Source organism: Pseudoalteromonas sp. 11L1 (assembly GCF_055397545.1).
Genome location: NZ_AP041141.1, coordinates 992,634 through 1,014,376 on the forward strand (window position 1 = coordinate 992,634; position 21,743 = coordinate 1,014,376).

Annotated in this window: 20 protein-coding genes and 3 rRNA genes; 20 read left to right on the forward strand and 3 right to left on the reverse strand. The window is 43.6% G+C overall.

Annotation, left to right across the window (positions count from 1 at the left end; genetic code table 11):
• Nucleotides 1–5 precede the first annotated feature (5 nt).
• The 17 genes from rpsN (at nucleotide 6) to rrf (ending at nucleotide 13,155) form a co-directional block, all read left to right on the forward strand.
• Nucleotides 6–311: a 30S ribosomal protein S14 gene (rpsN, locus tag ACZ5WS_RS04595; RefSeq protein WP_006794245.1), complete on the forward strand. Its 306-nt coding sequence runs from the start codon at nucleotides 6–8 to the stop codon at nucleotides 309–311.
• Nucleotides 312–332: 21 nt separating this feature from the next.
• Entirely contained in the window at nucleotides 333–725 is a 393-nt protein-coding gene (gene rpsH / locus ACZ5WS_RS04600) for a 30S ribosomal protein S8 (protein WP_008115392.1), read from the forward strand.
• Nucleotides 726–738: 13 nt separating this feature from the next.
• Nucleotides 739–1,272: a 50S ribosomal protein L6 gene (gene rplF, locus ACZ5WS_RS04605; protein WP_008115390.1), complete on the forward strand. Its 534-nt coding sequence runs from the start codon at nucleotides 739–741 to the stop codon at nucleotides 1,270–1,272.
• 9 nt (nucleotides 1,273–1,281) lie between these two features.
• Nucleotides 1,282–1,632: a 50S ribosomal protein L18 gene (gene rplR, locus ACZ5WS_RS04610; protein ID WP_008115388.1), complete on the forward strand. Its 351-nt coding sequence runs from the start codon at nucleotides 1,282–1,284 to the stop codon at nucleotides 1,630–1,632.
• A gap of 9 nt (nucleotides 1,633–1,641) precedes the next feature.
• A complete protein-coding gene (rpsE, locus tag ACZ5WS_RS04615) occupies nucleotides 1,642–2,148 on the forward strand; it encodes a 30S ribosomal protein S5 (RefSeq protein WP_008115387.1) in 507 nt (168 codons plus the stop codon).
• Between the two features lie 3 nt (nucleotides 2,149–2,151).
• Nucleotides 2,152–2,334 (forward strand): 50S ribosomal protein L30, encoded by a 183-nt coding sequence (gene rpmD, locus ACZ5WS_RS04620; protein WP_008115384.1) that lies wholly within the window; start codon nucleotides 2,152–2,154, stop codon nucleotides 2,332–2,334.
• A gap of 4 nt (nucleotides 2,335–2,338) precedes the next feature.
• Entirely contained in the window at nucleotides 2,339–2,773 is a 435-nt protein-coding gene (gene rplO, locus ACZ5WS_RS04625) for a 50S ribosomal protein L15 (protein WP_008115382.1), read from the forward strand.
• Between the two features lie 10 nt (nucleotides 2,774–2,783).
• On the forward strand, nucleotides 2,784–4,112 hold the full coding sequence (gene secY / locus ACZ5WS_RS04630; RefSeq protein ID WP_008115380.1) for a preprotein translocase subunit SecY: 1,329 nt from the start codon (nucleotides 2,784–2,786) through the stop codon (nucleotides 4,110–4,112).
• A gap of 22 nt (nucleotides 4,113–4,134) precedes the next feature.
• Nucleotides 4,135–4,248: a 50S ribosomal protein L36 gene (gene rpmJ / locus ACZ5WS_RS04635; RefSeq protein WP_002959476.1), complete on the forward strand. Its 114-nt coding sequence runs from the start codon at nucleotides 4,135–4,137 to the stop codon at nucleotides 4,246–4,248.
• A gap of 125 nt (nucleotides 4,249–4,373) precedes the next feature.
• Nucleotides 4,374–4,730 carry a 30S ribosomal protein S13 gene (gene rpsM / locus ACZ5WS_RS04640; RefSeq protein WP_008115377.1) on the forward strand — a complete coding sequence of 119 codons (357 nt, stop codon included), beginning with the start codon at nucleotides 4,374–4,376 and terminating at the stop codon, nucleotides 4,728–4,730.
• A 12-nt stretch (nucleotides 4,731–4,742) separates the two neighbouring features.
• On the forward strand, nucleotides 4,743–5,129 hold the full coding sequence (rpsK, locus tag ACZ5WS_RS04645) for a 30S ribosomal protein S11 (protein WP_002959471.1): 387 nt from the start codon (nucleotides 4,743–4,745) through the stop codon (nucleotides 5,127–5,129).
• Between the two features lie 21 nt (nucleotides 5,130–5,150).
• Entirely contained in the window at nucleotides 5,151–5,771 is a 621-nt protein-coding gene (rpsD, locus tag ACZ5WS_RS04650; protein WP_002959461.1) for a 30S ribosomal protein S4, read from the forward strand.
• A gap of 24 nt (nucleotides 5,772–5,795) precedes the next feature.
• The gene (locus tag ACZ5WS_RS04655; protein WP_008115371.1) at nucleotides 5,796–6,782 is read left to right on the forward strand and encodes a DNA-directed RNA polymerase subunit alpha; all 987 of its coding nucleotides are present in this window, start codon (nucleotides 5,796–5,798) and stop codon (nucleotides 6,780–6,782) included.
• Nucleotides 6,783–6,821: 39 nt separating this feature from the next.
• Nucleotides 6,822–7,223, forward strand: coding sequence for a 50S ribosomal protein L17 (rplQ, locus tag ACZ5WS_RS04660; RefSeq protein WP_008115370.1), 402 nt, complete (start codon nucleotides 6,822–6,824; stop codon nucleotides 7,221–7,223).
• A 973-nt stretch (nucleotides 7,224–8,196) separates the two neighbouring features.
• A 16S ribosomal RNA gene (locus ACZ5WS_RS04665) occupies nucleotides 8,197–9,732 on the forward strand.
• A 287-nt stretch (nucleotides 9,733–10,019) separates the two neighbouring features.
• Nucleotides 10,020–12,904: ribosomal RNA gene (locus tag ACZ5WS_RS04670) — 23S ribosomal RNA — on the forward strand.
• Between the two features lie 136 nt (nucleotides 12,905–13,040).
• Nucleotides 13,041–13,155: ribosomal RNA gene (rrf, locus tag ACZ5WS_RS04675) — 5S ribosomal RNA — on the forward strand.
• The 16S, 23S and 5S rRNA genes sit together here, the layout of an rRNA operon.
• A gap of 717 nt (nucleotides 13,156–13,872) precedes the next feature.
• Here the strand turns inward: rrf and ACZ5WS_RS04680 are convergent.
• From ACZ5WS_RS04680 to hslR, 3 genes are all read right to left on the reverse strand, one after another.
• Nucleotides 13,873–15,411, reverse strand: a complete 1,539-nt coding sequence (locus ACZ5WS_RS04680) for a phosphoenolpyruvate carboxykinase (RefSeq protein ID WP_138608169.1) — start codon at nucleotides 15,409–15,411, stop codon at nucleotides 13,873–13,875.
• Between the two features lie 265 nt (nucleotides 15,412–15,676).
• Nucleotides 15,677–16,522: an Hsp33 family molecular chaperone HslO gene (gene hslO / locus ACZ5WS_RS04685; RefSeq protein WP_178956693.1), complete on the reverse strand. Its 846-nt coding sequence runs from the start codon at nucleotides 16,520–16,522 to the stop codon at nucleotides 15,677–15,679.
• Nucleotides 16,523–16,534: 12 nt separating this feature from the next.
• On the reverse strand, nucleotides 16,535–16,957 hold the full coding sequence (gene hslR / locus ACZ5WS_RS04690) for a ribosome-associated heat shock protein Hsp15 (RefSeq protein ID WP_138608173.1): 423 nt from the start codon (nucleotides 16,955–16,957) through the stop codon (nucleotides 16,535–16,537).
• Nucleotides 16,958–17,152: 195 nt separating this feature from the next.
• On the opposite strand from hslR, the gene gspC reads away from it, so the two are divergent.
• From gspC to gspE, 3 genes are read left to right on the forward strand one after another with little or no spacing between them, the layout of a single operon-like run.
• A complete protein-coding gene (gene gspC / locus ACZ5WS_RS04695; RefSeq protein WP_464710912.1) occupies nucleotides 17,153–18,097 on the forward strand; it encodes a type II secretion system protein GspC in 945 nt (314 codons plus the stop codon).
• Nucleotides 18,098–18,120: 23 nt separating this feature from the next.
• The gene (gene gspD / locus ACZ5WS_RS04700; RefSeq protein ID WP_198522048.1) at nucleotides 18,121–20,184 is read left to right on the forward strand and encodes a type II secretion system secretin GspD; all 2,064 of its coding nucleotides are present in this window, start codon (nucleotides 18,121–18,123) and stop codon (nucleotides 20,182–20,184) included.
• Nucleotides 20,177–21,742 (forward strand): type II secretion system ATPase GspE, encoded by a 1,566-nt coding sequence (gene gspE / locus ACZ5WS_RS04705; RefSeq protein WP_464711481.1) that lies wholly within the window; start codon nucleotides 20,177–20,179, stop codon nucleotides 21,740–21,742. Before gspD ends, gspE begins: the two co-directional genes overlap by 8 nt.
• Nucleotide 21,743: the final 1 nt, after the last annotated feature.

The window sequence follows — 21,743 nt, forward strand, 5'->3', positions numbered from 1 at the left end:
GGGTTATGGCAAAGAATTCTATGAAAGCGCGCGAAGCAAAGCGCACTAAACTAGTTGCTCAGTACGCTGAAAAGCGTGCAGCACTAAAAGCTATCATCAGTGATGTTAATACATCTGAAGATGATCGTTGGGACGCGGTACTTAAGCTACAAGCTTTACCTCGTGATTCTAGCCCTGCACGTCAACGTAATCGTTGTAACATTACGGGCCGCCCACATGGTTTCCTTCGCAAATTCGGCATGAGCCGTATTAAAGTTCGCGAAGCAGCTATGCGCGGTGAAATTCCTGGCCTTAAAAAGGCTAGCTGGTAATAGAATCATGGGAGTAAGACTATGAGCTTGCAAGATCCTATCGCGGATTTATTTACACGAATCCGTAACGGTCAGTCAGCGAAGAAAGTATCTGTAACGATGCCTAATTCGAAACTGAAAGTAGCAGTAGCTAATGTATTAAAAAATGAAGGTTACATCGCAGACTTCGCAGTAAGTGGTGATGTTAAACCTGAGCTTTCTATCGAGTTAAAGTACTTCGAAGGCAAAGCTGTTATTGAAAATATCCAGCGTGTAAGTCGCCCTGGTCTACGTATCTATAAGAGACGTGACGAATTACCGAAGGTAATGGGTGGTTTAGGTATCGCTATCGTATCAACTTCTAAAGGCCTAATGACAGACCGCGCAGCACGTAGTGCAGGCGTTGGTGGTGAAATCATTGGTTTTGTAGCTTAATCGGAGGGGAACTATGTCTCGCATAGCAAAGGCACCAATAAACGTTCCTGCCGGTGTAGAAGTTACATTAAAAGGCCAGGAAATCACAGTTAAAGGCAAAAACGGTGAACTTACTCGTACTATCAACAATGCTGTTGAAGTACAAGTTAACGACAACGTTATTACAACTTTACCTCGTGAAGGCGTAGCCAATGCATGGGCACAAGCAGGTACTGCTCGCGCTCTAATCAACAACATGGTTGTTGGTACGCATGAAGGTTACGAGAAGAAACTTCAGTTAGTAGGTGTTGGTTACCGTGCTGCAGCTAAGGGCAAAGTTTTAGACTTAACTCTTGGTTTCTCGCACCCAGTTAATTTCGCAGTTCCTGAAGGAATTACGATTGAAACTCCAAGCCAAACAGAAGTTCTAGTTAAGGGCGTAGACAAGCAGTTAGTTGGTCAAACAGCTGCTAACATTCGTGCATACCGTAAACCTGAGCCTTATAAAGGTAAAGGTGTTCGTTATTCAGATGAGAATGTACGCCGTAAAGAGGCTAAGAAGAAGTAAGGTAAGACGATGGATAAAAAAACAGCTCGTCTACGTCGTGCTAAACGCACTCGTAGAAATTATATTGAACAAGGCACAACGCGTCTTGTTATCCACCGCACGCCACGTCACATTTACGCTCAAGTTGTAAACGCTGAGGGTAATGTACTGGCTGCTGCTTCTACTGTTGAGAAAGCTATTAGCGAAACAGTTAAAGGCACAGGCAACGTTGCAGCTGCACAAGCAGTTGGTAAAGCGGTTGCTGAACGTGCGGCTGACAAAGGCATCGAAAAGATTGCTTTTGATCGCAGTGGCTTTAAATATCACGGCCGTGTGAAGGCGCTAGCTGATGCTGCGCGTGAAGCCGGTTTGCAATTCTAGGAGTAGACAATGGCTAACGTAGAAGCAAAGCAACAACAGCCTGATTTAGCTGAAAAGCTAATCGCGGTGAACCGTGTGTCTAAAGTAGTTAAAGGTGGTCGTATCTTTAGCTTTACTGCACTAACTGTAGTTGGTGATGGCGCAGGTAAAGTAGGTTTCGGTTATGGTAAAGCACGTGAAGTTCCAGCTGCTATTCAAAAAGCAATGGAAAAAGCACGTCGTAACATGATCAACGTAGACCTAAATGGCAACACATTACAGCATCCTGTTAAAGGACGTCATGCTGGCTCACAAGTGTTTATGAAACCAGCATCTGAAGGTACTGGTATCATTGCAGGTGGTGCTATGCGTGCAGTACTTGAAGTGACTGGTGTGCAGAACGTACTTTCTAAATGTTACGGTTCTACTAACCCGATCAACGTTGTACGTGCAACGATCTCAGCTCTTGAGAACATGAATTCTCCTCAGTCGATCGCTGCAAAACGTGGTCTTCGAGTAGATGAGATTTTGGGGTAAACCATGGCTAATAAAACTGTAAAAGTAACACAAGTAAAAAGCTCTATCGGTCGTTTACCGAAGCATAAAGCTACATTACGCGGTCTTGGTTTACGTCGTATCAATCACACTGTTGAGTTAGAAGACACAGCATGTGTGCGTGGTATGATCAACCAGGTTTATTACATGGTTAAGGTAGAGGGGTAATTCGATGCATTTGAATACACTTTCACCTGCTGCAGGTTCAAAAACTGCTCCAAAACGTGTTGGTCGTGGTATCGGTTCTGGTCTTGGTAAGACTGGTGGCCGTGGTCACAAAGGTCAAAAATCACGTTCTGGCGGTAAAGTACGCGTTGGTTTTGAGGGCGGTCAAATGCCTATGCAACGTCGTCTACCTAAGTTCGGTTTCACTTCTCGCAAATCTTTAGTATCTGCAGAAATTAACCTATACGAAATCGCTAAAGTTGAAGGCGATGTGGTAGACCTAAGCGCGTTACAAGCAGCTGGTCTAGTTAAAAAGAACGTTCAGTTCGTTAAAGTTGTTAAATCTGGCGAAGTTTCACGCGCTGTTACCGTTAAAGGCCTTAAGGCTTCTAAAGGTGCACGCGAAGCTATCGAAGCTGCCGGAGGCAAGGTAGAAGACTAAGGAAGTACTAATGGCTAAACCAGGTCAAGATACACAAAGTGCACAAGGTGGACTTTCGGAATTGAAGCGCCGATTACTCTTCGTATTGGGTGCTATCATAATTTACCGTCTAGGTTCATTTGTGCCGATCCCTGGGATTGACGCCGCTGTACTTGCCGATTTCTTCGAGCAACAAAAGGGCACCATTGTTGAGATGTTCAACATGTTTAGCGGTGGTGCGCTTGAGCGAGCTTCAGTGTTAGCACTGGGTATCATGCCGTATATCTCGGCTTCGATTATTACGCAACTATTAACGCATATGTATCCGCCGTTTATAGAGCTTAAGAAAGAAGGTGAGCAAGGGCGTAAAAAGATAAGCCAGTACACACGCTACGGCACGCTTGTGCTTGCTACTATCCAATCAATCGGTATTGCCACAAGCTTACCGGGCATGATGAACGGGTTAGTTGTTAACCCAGGTATGGGATTCTATTTCACCGCAGTGGTGAGTTTAGTAACCGGTACTATGTTCCTTATGTGGTTGGGCGAACAGATAACAGAACGTGGTATCGGTAACGGTATCTCAGTTCTAATATTTGTTGGTATTGTAGCTAACCTGCCGTCTGCTATTGGTTCGACAGCCGAAATGGCGCGCCAAGGTGATTTGAATGTTTTTGTACTGTTGATGGTTGCGGTTATAGTATTCGCTGTTACTTATCTTGTTGTATTCTTTGAACGTGGTCAACGACGTATTGTTGTTAACTACGCCAAACGACAACAAGGTCGTCAAGTATTTGCTGCTCAAAGCACGCATTTACCTCTGAAAGTAAATATGGCGGGTGTTATTCCACCAATCTTCGCTAGCAGTATAATTCTGTTCCCTGGTACAATTGCAAGCTGGTTCGGCCAGGGTGAAGGTCCGGTTGCTGATGTGCTACAAGCAATTGCTACAACGTTGACTCCAGGTCAGCCTTTGTATGCAATGGTTTTAGCTGCGGCTATCATCTTCTTCTGCTTTTTCTACACAGCGTTGGTTTTTAACCCGCGTGAAACAGCAGACAACCTGAAAAAATCTGGCGCATTTATCCCAGGTATTCGTCCAGGTGAGCAGACATCTAAATACATTGATAAAGTGATGACACGCCTGACATTGGCAGGTGCTTTGTATATAACCTTTATCTGTCTGGTGCCCGAATTCATGACTATGGCATGGCAAACGCCATTCTATTTCGGCGGTACATCAATTTTGATTATCGTTGTTGTAATCATGGACTTTATGGCACAAGTACAGACGCATCTGATGTCACATCAGTATGATTCTGTGCTGAAAAAAGCGAACCTTAAAGGCTACGGTCGATAAGGTCAGTTTACGGAGTTGAGCAATGAAAGTACGTGCTTCCGTTAAGAAAATATGCCGTAACTGTAAAGTTATTAAACGTGCTGGTGTAGTACGCGTAATTTGCAGTGAGCCTAAGCATAAGCAAAGGCAAGGCTAAGTAAACAGTCGTGCAGGCTGAGGTTTCTCGGCCTGTGTTTTTAGTTGTGATTTGGTCTTCGTTTGAGTATCCTTACGGGCTTTTCAAACAGATGATTACCAAATTCAAATATAGGAGATGTGTTAGTGGCCCGTATCGCTGGCATTAACGTCCCTGATCATAAACATGCAGTTATTGGTTTAACAGCTATTTATGGCATAGGTAAGACTCGCTCTAAGGCTATCTTAGAAGCGACTGGTATCGCCGAGACCACAAAAATCGGTGAACTTTCAGACGAAACACTTGACGTATTGCGTGAAGCAGTTGGCAAGTACACTGTAGAAGGTGACCTTCGTCGTGAAGTTACTTTGAATATCAAGCGCCTTATGGACCTTGGTTGTTTCCGTGGCCTACGTCACCGTCGCTCTTTACCACTTCGTGGTCAAAGAACAAAGACTAACGCGCGTACCCGTAAGGGTCCTCGTAAGCCTATTAAGCGATAAGGGGATAGTAAAATGGCTAAGACACCAATTCGTCGTAAAAAGGTTAAAAAGCAAGTTGCTGATGGTATGGCTCATGTTCATGCGTCTTTCAACAACACTATTGTAACGATTACCGACCGTCAAGGTAATGCACTATCATGGGCTACTGCCGGTGGTTCAGGTTTCCGTGGTTCACGTAAATCTACTCCATTCGCTGCTCAGGTTGCTGCAGAGCGTGCAGGTACTGCTGCTCAAGAATACGGTTTAAAAAATCTAGAAGTTTTCATCAAAGGTCCAGGTCCAGGTCGTGAATCTGCTGTACGTGCTTTGAATGCTGCTGGTTACCGTATCACCAACATTACTGACGTGACGCCAATACCACATAATGGTTGTCGTCCACCGAAGAAACGTCGCGTTTAACAATAGGTTAGGAGAAATAACATGGCAAGATATTTGGGCCCTAAGCTCAAGCTGAGTCGTCGTGAAGGTACTGACCTGTTCCTTAAGAGCGGCGTAAGAGCTATCGACTCTAAGTGTAAACTTGAGACTGCACCTGGTCAGCACGGCGCTCGTAAAGGACGCTTATCTGATTACGGTTTACAATTACGTGAAAAGCAAAAAGTACGTCGTATTTACGGTGTATTAGAAAAGCAATTCCGTAACTACTACAAAGAAGCTGCTCGCCTTAAAGGCAACACAGGTGAAAACTTGTTACAGCTTTTAGAGCAACGTTTAGACAATGTTGTATATCGCATGGGTTTTGCTAGCACACGCGCTGAAGCACGTCAGTTAGTAAGCCACAAAGCGATTCTAGTTAATGGTCGTGTTGTGAATATTCCTTCATACGTAATTACTCCAGAAGATACTGTTGTAATTCGTGAGAAGTCTAAAACACAAGCACGTATCATCGCTGCTCTAGAGTTGGCTGAGCAACGTGAAAAGCCGACTTGGGTTGAAGTTGACGGTAAGAAATTGGAAGGTAGCTTCAAGCGCCTACCTGAGCGTTCAGATCTGTCTGCGGACATTAATGAACAACTAATCGTCGAACTTTACTCTAAGTAAAGTTAAGAGTTAAGAGAGGATAAAATGCAGGGTTCTGTTACAGAATTTCTAAAACCAAGGTTAGTCGATATCGACGCTATCAACCCAACGCGTTCTAAAGTAGTTTTAGAACCACTCGAGCGTGGCTTTGGTCACACTTTGGGTAATGCCTTACGCCGTATACTGTTATCATCTATGCCTGGATGTGCAGTAACTGAAGTTGAAATCGACGGTGTATTGCATGAGTACAGCGCGAAAGAAGGCGTACAAGAAGACATCATTGAAATACTACTAAACCTTAAAGGTCTAGCGGTAACGTTAGAAGGCAAAGATGAAGTTTTTCTGACCCTGACTAAATCTGGTGTAGGCCCTGTGACTGCGGCAGATATTCAGCACGATGGCGATGTAACAATTGCTAACCCAGATCATGTTATTTGTAATTTAACAACAAATAACAGCGAGATCAGCATGCGTATTCGTGTTGAGCGTGGTCGTGGTTATGTGCCGGCATCTAGTCGTTTATCCTCTGATGACGATGAGCGTCCAATTGGTCGATTGCTGCTTGATGCATCATTCAGCCCAGTTGAACGTATTGCGTACTCGGTTGAATCAGCCCGTGTTGAGCAACGTACAGATTTAGACAAGTTAATCATTGATATGGAAACAAACGGCACCTTAGATCCTGAAGAAGCGATCCGCCGTGCGTCTACTATCTTAGCTGAGCAATTAGATGCATTCGTAGATTTACGTGATGTAACTGAGCCAGAAGAGAAAGAAGAGAAGCCAGAATTCGATCCTATTCTACTTCGTCCAGTTGATGATCTTGAATTAACAGTACGTTCAGCAAACTGTTTGAAAGCCGAGCAAATTCAATATATCGGTGATTTAGTTCAGCGCACTGAAGTTGAGCTTCTTAAAACGCCTAATCTAGGTAAGAAGTCTCTAACTGAAATAAAAGACGTGCTAGCTTCACGTGGTCTTTCTCTAGGCATGCGCCTAGAAAATTGGCCGCCTGCAAGCCTAGCTGAATAATCTAAATCACTATATTAGTTTAGTTAGAAGGATAGGGTCATGCGCCATCGTAAGAGTGGTCGTCAATTAAACCGTAACAGTAGCCATCGTAAAGCGATGTTCAGCAATATGGCAGGTTCTTTGGTGAAACATGAAATCATCAAAACTACTTTGCCTAAAGCGAAAGAGTTACGCCGTGTAATTGAACCTTTAATCACACTGGCTAAGACTGACAGTGTAGCAAATCGCCGTTTAGCGTTTGCTCGCACGCGTGATAATGAAGTAGTTGGTAAGTTATTCAGTGAAATCGGTCCTCGTAATGCGGATCGTCCAGGTGGTTACACTCGTATTCTTAAGTGTGGCTTCCGTGCTGGTGATAATGCACCAATGGCTTATATTGAACTAGTTGGTCGCCCAGCGGCGAGCGAAGAAGTTCAAGAAGACGCGCAGTCTGCAGAGTAAGTCTTAAAGAGACACCAAAAAGCCGAGCTTATGCTCGGCTTTTTAATATCTAAAATTCACACAAAATGAATAAAGCTTTTAGCTCTATTATTAATAGCAAATTTATTCTCATTCCTTTCATCTAATAAAATAGCCTAACTAGAATCGACGAATCATAATGCGAGCGTTTAGGACTGCTATCTTTCTATTTATAAGTAAAGCTATTTAGATTAATAAATATATGACCATGTAACGACTTTTACAGTTTATAGTTATTAATATAAAAAAGTTCGAAATAGTTGATACCCTCCAATAGCTCATTAACTTTATATAGTAGAGTCCTTGCCTGATGTACTTATTCGCCACTAATCTAAATGGCCATATAAAGCTAAACAATTTGTTTTCTTAGTAATCGCTACAATAACTATGAAAAGATTTTTCCAAAAAATAAGTTTTTACAGCTTTAAAGGCGAAATATGATTAGCTTTAGTTGTCTTTTTAAGCGTTTAGTCTAAATATCCAACGAACAGTCATTTATTTCAAGTTTTCTTCAAAAAAGGGTTGATCTGTTTTCGGATCTCCCTATAATGCGACCCCACTGAGACGGCAGAACGCAACGCATAGCGAGGCACGAGCTACTCAGTGAGTCGAGTAAAACTTAGTTTTGAAAACTTTCAAGTTTAACAAAATTAAGTGTTGACAAAAAAATAGGAAAGCGTAATATGCGCAGCCCTAGCGAGATAAAGTTTAACGCTTTAATCGCAACGTTCTTTAACAATATAAAGCAATCATCTGTGTGGGCACTCGTACAGATTGAGTTCTAACAGCCAAGCTTAGTTTACTAAGTGAGGCAAACAAATTTAGAGTCTCAATTGAAACTGAGTGACCAACAGCAATAACTACTTAGGTAGGAATTGCAGCACAGTCAATTCAATATCGAAAGATATTAAATAAATTCAGAATTCATTGAGCTGTCGAAAGACAAAAAACTTTTTAATTGAAGAGTTTGATCATGGCTCAGATTGAACGCTGGCGGCAGGCCTAACACATGCAAGTCGAGCGGTAACAGAGAGTAGCTTGCTACTTTGCTGACGAGCGGCGGACGGGTGAGTAATGCTTGGGAACATGCCTTGAGGTGGGGGACAACAGTTGGAAACGACTGCTAATACCGCATAATGTCTACGGACCAAAGGGGGCTTCGGCTCTCGCCTTTAGATTGGCCCAAGTGGGATTAGCTAGTTGGTGAGGTAATGGCTCACCAAGGCGACGATCCCTAGCTGGTTTGAGAGGATGATCAGCCACACTGGGACTGAGACACGGCCCAGACTCCTACGGGAGGCAGCAGTGGGGAATATTGCACAATGGGCGCAAGCCTGATGCAGCCATGCCGCGTGTGTGAAGAAGGCCTTCGGGTTGTAAAGCACTTTCAGTCAGGAGGAAAGGTTAGTAGTTAATACCTGCTAGCTGTGACGTTACTGACAGAAGAAGCACCGGCTAACTCCGTGCCAGCAGCCGCGGTAATACGGAGGGTGCGAGCGTTAATCGGAATTACTGGGCGTAAAGCGTACGCAGGCGGTTTGTTAAGCGAGATGTGAAAGCCCCGGGCTCAACCTGGGAACTGCATTTCGAACTGGCAAACTAGAGTGTGATAGAGGGTGGTAGAATTTCAGGTGTAGCGGTGAAATGCGTAGAGATCTGAAGGAATACCGATGGCGAAGGCAGCCACCTGGGTCAACACTGACGCTCATGTACGAAAGCGTGGGGAGCAAACAGGATTAGATACCCTGGTAGTCCACGCCGTAAACGATGTCTACTAGAAGCTCGGAACCTCGGTTCTGTTTTTCAAAGCTAACGCATTAAGTAGACCGCCTGGGGAGTACGGCCGCAAGGTTAAAACTCAAATGAATTGACGGGGGCCCGCACAAGCGGTGGAGCATGTGGTTTAATTCGATGCAACGCGAAGAACCTTACCTACACTTGACATACAGAGAACTTACCAGAGATGGTTTGGTGCCTTCGGGAACTCTGATACAGGTGCTGCATGGCTGTCGTCAGCTCGTGTTGTGAGATGTTGGGTTAAGTCCCGCAACGAGCGCAACCCCTATCCTTAGTTGCTAGCAGGTAATGCTGAGAACTCTAAGGAGACTGCCGGTGATAAACCGGAGGAAGGTGGGGACGACGTCAAGTCATCATGGCCCTTACGTGTAGGGCTACACACGTGCTACAATGGCGCATACAGAGTGCTGCGAACCTGCGAAGGTAAGCGAATCACTTAAAGTGCGTCGTAGTCCGGATTGGAGTCTGCAACTCGACTCCATGAAGTCGGAATCGCTAGTAATCGCGTATCAGAATGACGCGGTGAATACGTTCCCGGGCCTTGTACACACCGCCCGTCACACCATGGGAGTGGGTTGCTCCAGAAGTAGATAGTCTAACCCTCGGGAGGACGTTTACCACGGAGTGATTCATGACTGGGGTGAAGTCGTAACAAGGTAGCCCTAGGGGAACCTGGGGCTGGATCACCTCCTTATACGATTTAGAACTTATTTGTTCGTAGTGTCCACACAGATGATTGTTAGTTAGTTTTACCCTTTGGGTTAACTAATTAATATGCTCTTTAAAAATTTGGAAAAGCTGATAATAAAATTCGTATGAATACATTGTATTTGTACAGAGTTTTCAAAAGTAAAAAAGAATGATAGCAGTATCATTCAGTGCCAATTTAATCTTCGGATTAATTGGTATCTACTTTAGTATTCAATATTAACTTCTGGCGAAGTTAAACTGTCACAAAACAAAGACCCGTTTGGGTTGTATGGTTAAGTGACTAAGCGTACACGGTGGATGCCTTGGCAGTTGGAGGCGATGAAGGACGTATTAACTTGCGATAAGCCTAGTCAAGCTAGTAAAAAGCACTTGAGACTAGGATTTCCGAATGGGGAAACCCACCTGCTTGCAGGTATCGTTAACTGAATACATAGGTTAACGAGGCGAACGCGGAGAACTGAAACATCTAAGTACCCGTAGGAAAAGAAATCAACCGAGATTCCGATAGTAGCGGCGAGCGAAATCGGAACAGCCCTTAAGCTTATTATGTGTTAATGGAAGGCTCTGGAAAGTGCCACGATACAGGGTGATAGTCCCGTACATGAAAATGCATTTTAAGTGAAATCGAGTAGGTCGGAGCACGTGAAACTTTGACTGAATATAGGTGGACCATCATCTAAGGCTAAATACTCCCAACTGACCGATAGTGAACCAGTACCGTGAGGGAAAGGCGAAAAGAACCCCTGTGAGGGGAGTGAAATAGAACCTGAAACCGTGTACGTACAAGCAGTAGGAGCCCCTCGAGGGTGACTGCGTACCTTTTGTATAATGGGTCAGCGACTTATATTTTGTAGCGAGGTTAACCGATTAGGGTAGCCGTAGGGAAACCGAGTCTTAACTGGGCGAATAGTTGCAAGGTATAGACCCGAAACCCGGTGATCTAGCCATGGGCAGGTTGAAGATTGAGTAACATCAATTGGAGGACCGAACCCACTAACGTTGAAAAGTTAGGGGATGACCTGTGGTTAGGAGTGAAAGGCTAATCAAACCGGGAGATAGCTGGTTCTCCCCGAAATCTATTTAGGTAGAGCCTCGGACGAATACTTACGGGGGTAGAGCACTGTTAAGGCTAGGGGGTCATCCCGACTTACCAACCCTTTGCAAACTCCGAATACCGTAAAGTAATATCCGGGAGACACACGGCGGGTGCTAACGTCCGTCGTGAAGAGGGAAACAACCCAGACCGCCAGCTAAGGTCCCAAAGTCATAGTTAAGTGGGAAACGATGTGGAAAGGCCCAGACAGCCAGGAGGTTGGCTTAGAAGCAGCCATCCTTTAAAGAAAGCGTAATAGCTCACTGGTCGAGTCGGTCTGCGCGGAAGATGTAACGGGGCTAAACTATGCACCGAAGCTGCGGATTCAGAATTTATTCTGAGTGGTAGGGGAGCGTTCTGTAAGCGGTTGAAGGTGTACCGGGAGGTATGCTGGACGTATCAGAAGTGCGAATGCTGACATGAGTAACGATAATGCGGGTGAAAAACCCGCACGCCGGAAGACCAAGGGTTCCTATCCCATGTTAATCAGGGTAGGGTAAGTCGACCCCTAAGGCGAGGCCGAAAGGCGTAGTCGATGGGAAACGGATTAATATTTCCGTACTTGGTATAATTGCGATGGGGGGACGGAGCAGGCTAAGCAAGCATGGCGATGGTAGTCCATGTGAAAGTGTGTAGGCTAGTGACTTAGGTAAATCCGGGTTACTGTTAGGCTGAGACACGAGACGAGTCACCACGGTGATGAAGTTGCTGATGCCATACTTCCAGGAAAAGCCTCTAAGCTTCAGATTATACCGAATCGTACCCCAAACCGACACAGGTGGTCAGGTAGAGAATACTAAGGCGCTTGAGAGAACTCGGGTGAAGGAACTAGGCAAAATCGTACCGTAACTTCGGGAGAAGGTACGCTCCGATTGGTGATGAGACTTGCTCTCTAAGCTGATTGGAGCCGCAGTGACCAGGTGGCTGGGACTGTTTATTAAAAACACAGCACTGTGCAAAATCGCAAGATGACGTATACGGTGTGACACCTGCCCGGTGCCGGAAGGTTAATTGATGGGGTTATCTTCGGAGAAGCTCTTGATCGAAGCCCCGGTAAACGGCGGCCGTAACTATAACGGTCCTAAGGTAGCGAAATTCCTTGTCGGGTAAGTTCCGACCTGCACGAATGGTGTAACCATGGCCACGCTGTCTCCACCCGAGACTCAGTGAAATTGAAATCGCAGTGAAGATGCTGTGTACCCGCGGCTAGACGGAAAGACCCCGTGAACCTTTACTACAGCTTGGCACTGAACATTGAACCTACATGTGTAGGATAGGTGGGAGACTTTGAAGCAGAGACGCTAGTTTTTGTGGAGTCGTCCTTGAAATACCACCCTTGTAGTTTTGATGTTCTAACGTTGGCCCCTGAATCGGGGTTACGGACAGTGCCTGGTGGGTAGTTTGACTGGGGCGGTCTCCTCCCAAAGAGTAACGGAGGAGCACGAAGGTTGGCTAAGTACGGTCGGACATCGTACGGTTAGTGTAATGGTAGAAGCCAGCTTAACTGCGAGACAGACACGTCGAGCAGGTACGAAAGTAGGTCATAGTGATCCGGTGGTTCTGAATGGAAGGGCCATCGCTCAACGGATAAAAGGTACTCCGGGGATAACAGGCTGATACCGCCCAAGAGTTCATATCGACGGCGGTGTTTGGCACCTCGATGTCGGCTCATCACATCCTGGGGCTGAAGTCGGTCCCAAGGGTATGGCTGTTCGCCATTTAAAGTGGTACGCGAGCTGGGTTTAGAACGTCGTGAGACAGTTCGGTCCCTATCTGCCGTGGGCGTTTGAGAATTGAGAGGGGTTGCTCCTAGTACGAGAGGACCGGAGTGAACGAACCGCTGGTGTTCGGGTTGTCATGCCAATGGCATTGCCCGGTAGCTACGTTCGGAACTGATAAGCGCTGAAAGCATCTAAGCGCGAAGCAGGCCTCGAGATGAGTTCTCACTAGACTTTTAAAGTCTCTGAAGGGCCGTTGAAGACTACAACGTTGATAGGCAAGATGTGGAAGTGGTGTGAGCCATTAAGCTAACTTGTACTAATTACCCGTGAGGCTTAACCATACAACGCCAAACGCGTTTTATGTGATAGTGAAACAAGCGAAGAAGTTAATAGACTAAAGTAGATTACTGAAAACTTTTATTATCAGAATTCCAAATTTTAGTTAGTGCGTAGCGATACGGACTGACACCAAATTTGCTTGGTGACAATAGCGTTTTGGACCCACCTGACCCCATGCCGAACTCAGTAGTGAAACGAAACAGCGCCGATGATAGTGTAGCATTTGTTATGTGAAAGTAGGTCATTACCAGGCTCCAAATAAGAGAAAGCCCGACTCAAAAGAGTCGGGCTTTTTTACGTCTGCAGAAAAGTGAAAATATTAGCCGTCAGCCGTCAGCCGTCAGCCGTCAGCCGTCAGCCGTCAGCTATCAGCTGCACAGCGTTAACCTGACCATCGTAGCGAGGGTTGAGTATTACGAAACCCATGGGCAAAATAGCGCAACGTTAACCTCAGAGCCAATGAAACCCATTAAAAACATTAAATGTACCTTGCTATGTGTCTCTCTAGCGCTCTAGGCACTACGATATTCTACTGCGCGGTCACTACGAAGTAGCACACTCACTCCAAAAGCAAGCAAGACTCGAATGACTTGAGCCTTCTTGTGTTCGTAGGAGTTTACCAGTAATAGCTAGTGTTGTTTGATGTGCTCTAACAGGGTAAAGAGTGAGGTATTGGACAGATATACCCTACAGTATTGTTTCATTGCTGATGACATCCCGTAACTTTACTAATGTGACATAGTTTAATAGCGTTTAATTTGAGATATACAAACTAGTAACTGCTACTTTAAAGCTTAATAGGCTCTCGGTGAGCCTTTATTAAGGAATGCACAAAACATAGGGAAAACGTTTTAGCTAATAGGTGGCTTATCAGCAATTATTAAAGTAACTATGTTGCTGAAGTAAAATAGATAGGATCAAAAACGCCAACTCAAGGTTGGCGTTTTAATTATCAGGCTAAAGGTGATTATTAAACTTTAGGGCCTGCGTTTTTAATTTCGTCAGATACGTCGTATTTAGCAAAATTTTCTGTGAAATCAGATGCAAGCTTAGCCGCATACTCTGCGTATTTAGCTTTGTCTTCCCAGGTATTGATTGGGTTAAGAAGCTTGCTATCTACGCCCGGTACTGCAACTGGTACGTCTAGGTTTAGCACGTCAATGTGTTGGGTTTCTACACCGGCTAATTTTCCAGATACGATTGCATCCACAACAGCTCGTGTTGTTGGAATATCAAAACGCTTACCAATACCGTAAGGGCCACCTGTCCATCCAGTGTTAACTAGGTAAACTTTAGCGCCGAATTCACGTACACGCTTCATTAGAAGCTCTGCGTATACACCTGCAGGGCGTGGGAAGAAAGGAGCACCAAAACAGGTTGAGAATGTTGATTCAATATCGCTAGTAGAACCAATTTCTGTAGAGCCAACTTTTGCTGTGTAGCCACTTAGGAAGTGAAATGCTGCAGCTTCTTCGGTTAGAACAGATACTGGCGGTAGTACACCACTCACATCACATGTTAGGAAAACAACAGCCTTAGGCTCACCTGCGCGGTTTTCAACTTTACGTTTTTCAACGTGCTCTAGTGGGTAAGCTGCACGGCTATTTTGAGTTAGGCTGGTATCGTTGAAATCAGGAACACGGTTTTCATCAAGTACCACATTCTCTAAAATTGTACCGAATCGAATAGCGTCCCAGATAACAGGTTCGTTCTTTTGAGAAAGGTCGATACATTTAGCGTAACAACCACCTTCGATATTAAATACACTACCTGGTGCCCAGCCGTGCTCGTCATCACCGATTAAGAAGCGAGTTGGATCTGCTGATAATGTTGTTTTACCTGTACCAGATAAACCAAAGAATAATGCGGTATCTCCTGCTTCACCTACGTTAGCAGAACAGTGCATTGGTAATACACCTTTCGCTGGTAGTAGGAAGTTTTGCACAGAGAACATCGATTTTTTCATTTCACCCGCGTAGCGCATGCCAGCAAGTAACACTTTACGTTGTGCAAAGTTAATAATAACTGTGCCATCGCTATTGGTACCATCGCGCTCTGGATCACATACAAACGAAGGTACGTTCATTACCTGCCACTGAGGAAAGTCGGCTTTGTTGTATGACTGTGGTTCGATGAACATGTTTTTAGCGAAGATATGGTGCCAAGCAGTTTCTGTTGTTACAACCACTGGAAGGTAGTGCTCTGGATCAGCGCCTACTTCAAGGTGAGAGATAAAGTGGTCATTACTTTGCACATGTGCTTCTACACGTGCCCATAAGGCGTCAAACTTATCTGCATCGAATGGGCGGTTTACATTGCCCCATTGGATTTCATTTTCAGTACTTGATTCTTGAACAATAAAACGATCTTTTGGAGAACGACCGGTACGACGACCAGTGTTAGCTACAAAAGCACCATTGGCGGCTAAAGTCCCTTCGCCACGGCTGATAGCGTGTTCGACAAGTTCAGCTGCAGTTAGATCGACAAAACGGGTAGCGCTTGAAGTCATGTTTATACCTAAATTGTGTGAGATTGAACGGGATAGCTCTGGGTCTTAGTAACCTTTAAGCTGCAAATATAGTAACAGATGGATTAAGGATATTCGAGCTTATAAACGCCGTAAAAGCATATAAATTAAGGGAAAAACATGAATAATTTCAATGATACCGGTGTCATGAAAAATGCTCAGCTTGTGATACCGGTGTCATTTTTTGGACATAAAAAAGCCATAAAAAAATTATGGCTATTTTATAGTGTGCTTTAAAAAATCTAGATTAGTTAAATATATTTTTTATATCTTGTTCGTTAAACACATAATCTTTTAAACAGTAATGGCAGCTCATTTTAATCTCACCATTTTTTTCGACATCATCCATAAGCGCTTGTTGACCAACATTAACTAAAGCAGTCATCGTTTTTTCGCGATTACAACCACATTTAAATTGAATTGGTTGAGGGTCAAATACGCGTGGGTTATCTTCATGATAAAGGCGCGTTAAAATAGTACTGGCATCAAGCTCTAGTAGTTCTTCATCTTTAATAGTATTACTGAGTGCTTCTAAGTGAGTAAAATCTTCAATCGATTTTTGCTTATCTACAGGTAGTACTTGTAAGAATAGCCCACATGCCTTGGCGCTGCCCTCTTTAGTATCGGTTGCAAACCAAAGGCGTGTTTTTAATTGCTCAGACTGCTCAAAATAGCTTTCTATACATTCACTTAATGTATCATGCTCTAAAGGCACTATACCTTGGTAACGCTCACCTTGAGTTGGAGTAATCGTGATAACCATGTAGCCTTGGCCAATGAGCTCTTTTACCGTTGAGCCAGTTACTTCACTTTGTAATCGCGCAATGCCACGCATATTTTGTTGATCATCACCATTGATCACCGCATATTTTACGGGTCCATCACCTTGTAGTTGAACCGCAATTTCGCCTTCAAACTTTAACGTTGCTGTTAATAAACAGGTTGCAACAAGCAGCTCACCTAATAATGCTTTAACGGGCTCTGGATAATTGTGTTTCGCAATCATTTCATTGTAAGCGTTGTCTATTTGTACGAGTTCGCCACGAACATCGAGGTTGTCAAATAAATAGCGGTGAAGTAAATCTTGTTGCATGAGCGGCTATACCTAACTTGATTTCATTTTTAAAAGTTCGCGTCTTTGCTTCTTATCTGGTTTTTTATCCGGATGTGGGGCAAAGAAACTGTTATTTTTGCGTGCAATACTATTTTCTTCACGCTTAGCAATACTAGCATCAGATTCTTGATACATGGACTGTGCAATGGGGGCGCTTTGGCGCTTTTCAAGTATATTTAATACTGTGATAGTTTTTTCGTCAACGCCTTGGGCTAGCTTTATAATTGCGCCAATTTCTACAATTTTACTAGCCTTACTGCGTTGGCCATTATAATGTACTTTGCCGCCTTGTACCATTTCTCGTGCTATTGCACGCGTTTTATAAAATCGAGCCGCCCATAACCATTTGTCCAACCTCACTTTAAGTGCGTCAGCGCTTTCTGAGCTGTCATTGAGTTTAGTTTTCTTTGTCATAAAACATCCCTAGTAAATTTACTACTAGGTAAATTATCACGAAACCGTTACCGCATGTAGCTATTGCTTGATAGCTGATACGATAAATAAATCAATCTGTTTACAAAGTTTAATATTAGCGTGCTTGTTGAATGAAAAATGAAAAGGTACTATGGCTGAGTGATTTCGTTATAAATTAAAATAAGAATACTACCTATGGAACAGCACGTTCAACAATTTAAACATTTATTAAGCCGTTTACCGCACGCGAGATTAAGTGCAATGGTTATGGTTTTAGTTGTTGTTTATATTGCATTTTTATTATCAAAATTGATGTGGTTATTATGGCCGCAGCCAATAACATCGCCCCTTGTTCCTATTAGCCACTCTAGCCAAGCAATGGGCGGTAATAACCAGTCTATAGATTCGATCATTGAGCAATTTTTATTTGGTAAAGTAAATGTAACAAAAAATACCAATACTGCTTCGCAAACTAAAGTTATCAATAATGCCCCTGAAACGCGTCTTAGTATTAACTTAACCGGTATTGTTGCTGTGAGTAATGATGATAAGGCGGGAATGGCTATTATTGAGTCACAAGGTCGCCAGACGAGTTATTTAGTGGAGGATGTGGTGCAAGGTACACGTGCGAAAGTATCGCAAATACTCCCAGATCGTGTGATTTTAGATGTAAGTGGCCGCTTTGAAACCTTAATGCTTGATGGACTCGACTTTACTAAAACAGTATCAATGCCAGTACTCGCTGCACGAGATGAGTCTGAAATGGGACCTTTAGCGCCTTCAGCACAAAGCGATGAACAAATTGATGTCACTGCCAACCTTGAGGTGAAAGAAGCATTAATAGAAACTCGCGAAGAGCTTTTAGAAGAACCTGGTAAGCTATTTGATTATATACGTGTTTCTCAAGCGATGAATGATGGGGAACTTATAGGTTATCGTTTGAGTCCAGGTAAAGAGCCCGAACTATTTAAACAAATGGGATTACAAAATAACGATTTAGCCGTGGCAATTAACGGTTATCAATTAACAGATTTAAAACAGGCAATGGCAGCAATGAATGAGCTGCGAAACAGTACAGATGCAACTATCACAATAGAGCGTGATGGTGAGCAAATAGATGTACTATTTAGTCTGCAATAACTTAGCTTTGGAGTTTTAACATAATGGTTCAGGTGCTACACCTCAAAAAAATTAAAAAAGGGTTAGCTAAGTATGCAGCACTTTTTTTAGCGGCAAGTCTTTCTATGTCGGTTGCTGCTGTTGAATACGCTGCTAACTTTAAGGGCACAGATATTAATGAGTTTATTAATATTGTTGGCAAAAACCTTAATAAAACCATCATTATTGATCCTAACGTGCGTGGCAAAGTAAATGTACGTAGTTACGAATTAATGGATGAGGCACTTTACTATCAGTTCTTTTTAAATGTTTTAGAAGTTTACGGTTATTCAGCCGTCGAAATGGATAACAACATAATAAAAATAGAAAAAAGCTCAGATGCCAAAAAGTCAAATGTGCCATTAATTACTGCTGATAGCCAAGCGCTTGGCGATATGATGATTACACGGGTTGTGCGAGTTAAAAATGTAAGCGTACAAGAGTTAGGCCCTTTAGTTCGCCAATTTAGCGATCAAAAAGACGGTGGTCACGTTGCTAACTTTAACGCGGCCAACGTAATGATGCTAACTGGTCATGCAGCCTCGGTTAACCGCTTAGTAGAAATTATTCGCTCTGTTGATCAAGCGGGTGATAAGCGAGTCGATATCGTTAAGCTCAAGTTTGCAACGGCTGATGATGTTGTCTCAGTAGTTGAAAATATTTATAAAGATAGTGGCAAGGGTAGCGTACCTGAGTTTTTAATTCCTAAAGTTGTAGCTGATGGTCGTACTAATAGTGTGATTGTCAGTGGTGAAGGCCAAGCACGCACACGTGCCATTGAGCTCATTAAACGTTTAGATGGAGAGCTGGAAAGCCAAGGTAATACCAAAGTGTTTTACCTCAATTACGCAAAGGCCGAAGATTTAGTAAAAGTACTCCAAGGTGTGAGCAAATCGCTGGCAGAGGACTCAAAAGGTGGGGCAACCAAAACTCGCAGTAGTAATAAGAATGACACTAGCATTGAAGCTCATCCAGATTCTAATTCATTAGTTATTACCGCTCAGCCAGATACAATGCGTTCACTAGAGTCTGTTATTGCGCGCTTAGATATTCGCCGCGCACAAGTACTAGTGGAAGCCATTATAATTGAAGTAATGGAAGGCGATGGCGTTAACTTTGGTCTGCAATGGATTTCAGAAGAAGGCGGCATGCTGCAATTTAATAATGGTACCACTGTGCCTGTCGGTGCTTTAGCTGTAGCTGCTGAGCAAGCTCGTGACACAACAATAACTAAAACAATTATTGGAACAGAGACGGGTACTCCAACTGAATATGATGAAACTTCAGAGGGTGACTACGGCCCGCTTGCATCATTACTTGGTGGTATTAATGGTTTAGCCATGGGAGTGATTAAAAACGATTGGGGCGCAATCGTACAAGCGGTTTCAACCGATACTAATTCTAATATTCTAGCGACTCCCTCTATTACCACTATGGATAACGAAGAAGCGTCTATTTTAGTTGGCCAAGAAGTGCCAATTATTACTGGCTCGCAAACAGGTAGTAATAATACTAACCCATTCCAGACGGTTGAGCGCCAAGAAGTGGGTATAAAACTTAAAGTGACACCACAAATTAACGATGGTTCTGCAGTGCAATTAACCATTGAGCAAGAAGTTTCTAGTGTAAGTGGTGCAACGGCAGTTGATATTTCAGTCAATAAGCGCGCAATTAAAACAACCGTAATGGCAGATGATGGCGGCATGGTGGTATTAGGCGGCTTAATAGATGAAGATGTACAAGAAAGCGTGTCAAAAGTGCCATTACTAGGCGACATCCCTATTTTAGGGCACTTATTTAAGTCAACTAATACAACAAAGCGTAAGCGTAATCTTATTGTATTTATAAGACCGACCATTATTCGCGATGGCGTTAGTATGAATAAACTTAGCTTTAATAAATATAACTTTATTCGCGGTGAACAATTTAAAAAACGTGAAGATGGTATTAATTTAATGCCAATGTCAGACACACCTATTTTACCTGAGTGGAATGACGAATTGTTGTTACCACCAACGTATGAAGAGCATTTACGCAAACAAAATGCACAAGAGCGTAATGATGACTAATGCGATAGAAGATATTAATCAAGATGTTATTCATCCAATTACTCATAGTAATGATGAACAGCTTGCTCAAGATGACTTAATTGAACTGCCTGCAAAACGTTTGCCGTTTTCTTATGCCAGACGTGTTGGCGCGTTACTCAGTAAGCATAAAGATAACCAAATTGTGTATTACCGTGGTGAGCTTGATGTTGATGTATTATTAGAAGTGCGTCGTATTGCAGGACATGGCTTTACACTTGAGCAACTAGAAGATGATAAGTTTGAGCTATTACTAGAAGCATCGTATCAACGTGATAGCTCAGAAACTCAGCAAATGATGGAAGATATTGGTAATGAGGTTGATTTATTCTCACTAGCTGATGAGCTCCCTCAAACAGAAGACTTGCTTGCCGGTGACGACGATGCACCTATTATAAAGCTGATTAATGCCATGCTCAGTGAGGCAATTAAAGAAGGCGCCTCTGATATCCACATTGAAACGTTTGAGCAAGAGCTGGTTATTCGTTTTCGGGTGGATGGCGTACTCAAAGAAGTTCTAAAGCCTAATCGTAAACTAGCCTCTTTGTTGGTATCGCGCATTAAAGTAATGGCCAAACTCGATATTGCAGAAAAACGCATACCGCAAGATGGCCGTATTAGTTTACGTATCGCTGGGCGCGCTGTAGATGTGCGTGTGTCGACTATGCCATCGAGCTTTGGTGAGCGAGTGGTACTGCGTTTGCTTGATAAAAACAATGCACGTTTAAACTTAGAAGACTTAGGTATGACAGCTCGAAACCGAGAGCTGTTTGCCGACTTAATTAGCAAGCCTCACGGTATAATTTTAGTAACAGGCCCTACAGGCTCTGGTAAAAGTACCACGCTATATGCAGGTATGAGCCAAATTAACTCGCGGGATCGCAATATTTTAACGGTTGAAGATCCAATCGAGTACGAAATTCCTGGCATTGGCCAAACACAGGTTAATACCAAGGTTGATATGACTTTTGCCCGTGGTCTGCGCGCTATTTTACGTCAAGATCCTGATGTAGTTATGGTCGGTGAGATACGAGATTTAGAAACAGCCCAAATTGGTGTACAAGCATCACTTACTGGCCACTTAGTTATGTCTACGTTACATACTAATACCGCCTCAGGCGCAATCACTCGTATGGAAGATATGGGCGTTGAGCCGTTTTTATTATCGTCTTCATTACTAGGGGTATTATCCCAGCGCTTGGTACGTACTTTATGTAATAGCTGTAAAGAAGGTCACGTTGCAGATGAGCGTGAATGTGAATTACTCGGCGTACCGTTTGACAATGCTCCAACGATTTACCGCGCGGTAGGATGTGAAGAGTGTAACTTTAATGGCTACCGAGGTCGTACTGGTATTCACGAGTTATTAGTTGTCGACGAAACCATTCGTGAAATGATCCACAGCGGTAAAGGTGAGCAAAGCGTAGAGAAATACATTCGCAAGCATAGCCCAAGCATTCGTCAAGATGGTTGCAGCCGTGTGCTTGCTGGTAAAACAACGCTTGAAGAAGTGCTGCGCGTAACGCGTGAGGAAGGCTAGC

Excerpts from the sequence above, each read along its gene's own strand:
- rpsN (WP_006794245.1), top strand. The coding sequence starts at position 6 with ATGGCAAAGAATTCTATGAAAGCGCGCGAAGCAAAGCGCACTAAACTA.
- rpsH (WP_008115392.1), top strand. The coding sequence starts at position 333 with ATGAGCTTGCAAGATCCTATCGCGGATTTATTTACACGAATCCGTAAC.
- rplF (WP_008115390.1), top strand. The coding sequence starts at position 739 with ATGTCTCGCATAGCAAAGGCACCAATAAACGTTCCTGCCGGTGTAGAA.
- rplR (WP_008115388.1), top strand. The coding sequence starts at position 1,282 with ATGGATAAAAAAACAGCTCGTCTACGTCGTGCTAAACGCACTCGTAGA.
- rpsE (WP_008115387.1), top strand. The coding sequence starts at position 1,642 with ATGGCTAACGTAGAAGCAAAGCAACAACAGCCTGATTTAGCTGAAAAG.
- rpmD (WP_008115384.1), top strand. The coding sequence starts at position 2,152 with ATGGCTAATAAAACTGTAAAAGTAACACAAGTAAAAAGCTCTATCGGT.
- rplO (WP_008115382.1), top strand. The coding sequence starts at position 2,339 with ATGCATTTGAATACACTTTCACCTGCTGCAGGTTCAAAAACTGCTCCA.
- secY (WP_008115380.1), top strand. The coding sequence starts at position 2,784 with ATGGCTAAACCAGGTCAAGATACACAAAGTGCACAAGGTGGACTTTCG.
- rpmJ (WP_002959476.1), top strand. The coding sequence starts at position 4,135 with ATGAAAGTACGTGCTTCCGTTAAGAAAATATGCCGTAACTGTAAAGTT.
- rpsK (WP_002959471.1), top strand. The coding sequence starts at position 4,743 with ATGGCTAAGACACCAATTCGTCGTAAAAAGGTTAAAAAGCAAGTTGCT.
- rpsD (WP_002959461.1), top strand. The coding sequence starts at position 5,151 with ATGGCAAGATATTTGGGCCCTAAGCTCAAGCTGAGTCGTCGTGAAGGT.
- ACZ5WS_RS04655 (WP_008115371.1), top strand. The coding sequence starts at position 5,796 with ATGCAGGGTTCTGTTACAGAATTTCTAAAACCAAGGTTAGTCGATATC.
- rplQ (WP_008115370.1), top strand. The coding sequence starts at position 6,822 with ATGCGCCATCGTAAGAGTGGTCGTCAATTAAACCGTAACAGTAGCCAT.
- ACZ5WS_RS04680 (WP_138608169.1), bottom strand. The coding sequence starts at position 15,411 with ATGACTTCAAGCGCTACCCGTTTTGTCGATCTAACTGCAGCTGAACTT.
- hslO (WP_178956693.1), bottom strand. The coding sequence starts at position 16,522 with ATGCAACAAGATTTACTTCACCGCTATTTATTTGACAACCTCGATGTT.
- hslR (WP_138608173.1), bottom strand. The coding sequence starts at position 16,957 with ATGACAAAGAAAACTAAACTCAATGACAGCTCAGAAAGCGCTGACGCA.
- gspC (WP_464710912.1), top strand. The coding sequence starts at position 17,153 with ATGGAACAGCACGTTCAACAATTTAAACATTTATTAAGCCGTTTACCG.
- gspD (WP_198522048.1), top strand. The coding sequence starts at position 18,121 with ATGGTTCAGGTGCTACACCTCAAAAAAATTAAAAAAGGGTTAGCTAAG.
- gspE (WP_464711481.1), top strand. The coding sequence starts at position 20,177 with ATGACTAATGCGATAGAAGATATTAATCAAGATGTTATTCATCCAATT.